This window comes from Bathymodiolus azoricus thioautotrophic gill symbiont (assembly GCF_001298715.1).
Lineage (GTDB): Bacteria > Pseudomonadota > Gammaproteobacteria > PS1 > Pseudothioglobaceae > Thiodubiliella.
The window spans coordinates 1-2,966 of sequence record NZ_CDSC02000149.1 but is presented as its reverse complement, the minus strand read 5'-3'; the positions used below and the strand labels follow the sequence as shown (position 1 = coordinate 2,966).

Below are 2,966 nucleotides of genomic sequence, written 5' to 3'. Positions count from 1 at the left end.
AAAATGTTCATAAACGCAGTAAGGTTTGGTTGTGTATAAAAGGGATGTGGTTCACAGGGTCGTCTTTTGTGTTTTCACCCAATGGGTGAAACGGTTTTTTGGTTGAAATCATTATACCAGTTGGGGTTTGTGTGTTTTTTTGATTTCTATTTTTGGATTAGGGAATGTAATTTTAGTAAAAGGAGGCCTTACCTTCTGGGCGGGTTTTAAAACGACGATGAATCCATAGATACTGCTCAGGCGCTTTGAGAATTTGTATCTGTAATATTTGATTGTTGGTGGTGGCATTTTGTAAGGCATCTGATGATGGGTAATCGCTAAGCGCCCGGTAAAATTCTAATTCATAACCTGATTTATTGCGTGAGAAAGATAACGGAATGACGACAGTATTATCAATTTTTGCCAGTTTTGCAGTGGCATTAATGGTTGCAGTTTGTACGCCAAAAAATGGTGCAAAAGTAGAATGTTTGGCGCCAAGGTCTTGGTCAGGTGCATACCAAATTGGTAAGCCAGATTTAAGCGTTGTGATAAGCGTTCTTGAATCTTTGGCTTTGATCATGGTTGAACCATGCCTCATAAATTGTTTGGTCATTTCTGCGTCAAATAGTGCATTGTTTTGTGGGCGGTAGACATCGGCAAATTTAAAATTTTGTAGTAGCATTCTGCCACCAAGCATCATAGTGGTGAAGTGTCCGACCAGTAAAATTACATTTTTTTTCTGGTCTAAGGCGTCTTGTAAGATTTGTGTATTTTTGATGTGATAGCGCTTTTTAAGGGCAGCATTCCCCATATAAAAACAGTTTGCTGATTCAAAAAAAGCAATACCCAGCGATGTAAAATGCTGTTTAACCAGCTGTTTAACTTGTGATTTGTTTCTATCAGGAAAGCATTTGCTGATATTAATAAAGGCAATTTTTTTGAAGCGGGGTAGTATCAGATAGAGTAGCTTGCCAAAAACAGTGCCGATAGCGACTTGCACAGTAAATGGCAATTTAGCACCCAGCTTCATTAGTAGAATGAGAATCCAAGTTGGGATAAATTTAGGATGATAAAAATTTTGTTTTTTCATTAAAATACAATTCTTAAGTATGCCTTATATTAGTCAAAATTTTATTAATGACCTGCCCAATCAAATTGATATTGTTGATTTGATTGCCAAACGCATTGTGCTTAAAAAAACAGGAGATGGTTATCGTGGAGCTTGCCCTTTCCATGGTGGTAAAAATTCTAATCTTTCTGTTAGCGCTCAAAAGCAATTTTATCACTGTTTTAAGTGCGGTGAGAGTGGTGGTGCTATTAATTTTGTGCAAAAGTACGATAATTTAAGTTTTGTTGAAGCGGTTGAAACAATCGCCAATGAATTTGGGCTTGCTATTGAATACGACAAAAGCAGTAAGCCAGTTGACCCTAAGCTTGAACGATATCGCGACTTATCGAAAAAAGTTAGTGATTTTTATAGGCAACAACTTAAAGTTTCACCTGCCAAAGACAAGGCAGCCTCTTATGCAAAAAATCGAGGCATCAGTGATGAGATTGCCAAGCGTTTTGAGTTGGGTTTTGCCACACCTGGTAACAATGATTTGTTGCTTAATTTTGAAAAAACAGAGCAATCAATTACTGATTTAAAGGCTTTGGGTTTGGTTAAAACAGGCGAATATGGTGATTATGATTTTTTCCGTGATCGTTTAATATTTCCTATTCATAATAGCAAGGGCAGTGTCATTGCTTTTGGTGGCAGGGTGTTTGATAATACTGCTAAAGCCAAATACCTTAATTCGCAAGAAAGTCCAATTTTTTCTAAATCTCGAGAGCTTTACGGGCTGTATCATGCACGCAAATACTCGCGTAAGATGGATTATATTTTGGTGGTTGAAGGGTATATGGATGTGGTGGCACTACACCAATCTGGTATTACTAAAGTAGTAGCAACATTGGGCACAGCAACCACCACTGAGCATTTGAAAACATTAGCGCGAACCACCAATACGATTGTATTTTGTTTTGATGGCGACGATGCAGGTCGTGCAGCTGCATGGAAGGCATTAAAGATTACCTTGCCAGTGGTTAAATCTGGATTGTTGGTTAAGTTTTTATTCCTGCCTGATGGTGAAGACCCTGATACTTTGGTTAAAAAAGAATCTGCTAAAGCATTTGAGCAGCGCATTAATAAAGCAAAGATGTTGTCAAAGTTTTTGTTTGACCATGTGAAGACACAAGTGGAATTTGATACTATTGAAGGAAAAACCCTATTCTTAGAAAAAGTCTCAGCATTAATTGCTTTAGTGACTTATGATGCGTATCAAGAGCAGTTACTTGAAGGCATTTCACAAGTTGTAGGGCAAAGCATTGAACAGGTTAAAAGTGTCTTTATTAAGCAAGCAAAAAAAGTGCAAACACAGCAAATTCAGGCGCAACAAATACAGACGCAAGTGCAGGTACCATCTAATATGGAATACGAGGATGCGATGCCATCTTTTGTAAATGATGATTACGAGCATCGTTATGAGTCAAGCCCTACACCACGAGAAAATAATTCCGTTAAAGTATTGATGGGAAGAATGATCAGTTTGCTGCTTAATTACCCATTATTAGCCGATGAAAATGGTGTTGCTGAAGAGAGGATACGAAAGATTGAAAAATCAGAAGTTTTGTTAAAGTTAGTACGCGAAGCAGAGGTAGAAGATGAGATTACTAAAGAACAGTTGATTCATCTTTTTAAAGCCAAGCCAGGTATCCAACAGCGCTTACAAGAGTTGAGCGTGTTGGAGCCATATTTGAGTGAAGTTCAAGCTAAAGATGAGTTTTTATCTGCATTAACTAAAATTGAAAAACATCAATCCATTAGCAAGGTAAAAGGAAAAATAGCAAGTGCAAATACTGAGCAAGAGCAACGAAAAGTGATGGAAGGTATTCAAAAAAATAAATCTTAAAGGCTACCAGAGGCACCCTTAAATAAACTGAAATTA

Annotated in this window: 2 protein-coding genes; one reads left to right on the top strand and one right to left on the bottom strand. The window is 37.5% G+C overall.

Annotated elements, in window-relative coordinates; translation table 11 throughout:
* Positions 1-172: 172 nt before the first annotated feature.
* Entirely contained in the window at positions 173-1,069 is an 897-nt protein-coding gene (locus BAZSYMA_RS03020) for an LpxL/LpxP family acyltransferase (protein ID WP_090715505.1), read from the bottom strand.
* Positions 1,070-1,088: 19 nt separating this feature from the next.
* On the opposite strand from BAZSYMA_RS03020, the gene dnaG reads away from it, so the two are divergent.
* Positions 1,089-2,930, top strand: coding sequence for a DNA primase (gene dnaG / locus BAZSYMA_RS03015; protein ID WP_090715502.1), 1,842 nt, complete (start codon positions 1,089-1,091; stop codon positions 2,928-2,930).
* The last annotated feature ends 36 nt before the right edge of the window (positions 2,931-2,966 follow it).

Bases quoted from the DNA above. Each gene is read 5' to 3' on its own strand.
- BAZSYMA_RS03020 (WP_090715505.1), bottom strand. From the start codon at position 1,069: ATGAAAAAACAAAATTTTTATCATCCTAAATTTATCCCAACTTGGATT.
- dnaG (WP_090715502.1), top strand. From the start codon at position 1,089: ATGCCTTATATTAGTCAAAATTTTATTAATGACCTGCCCAATCAAATT.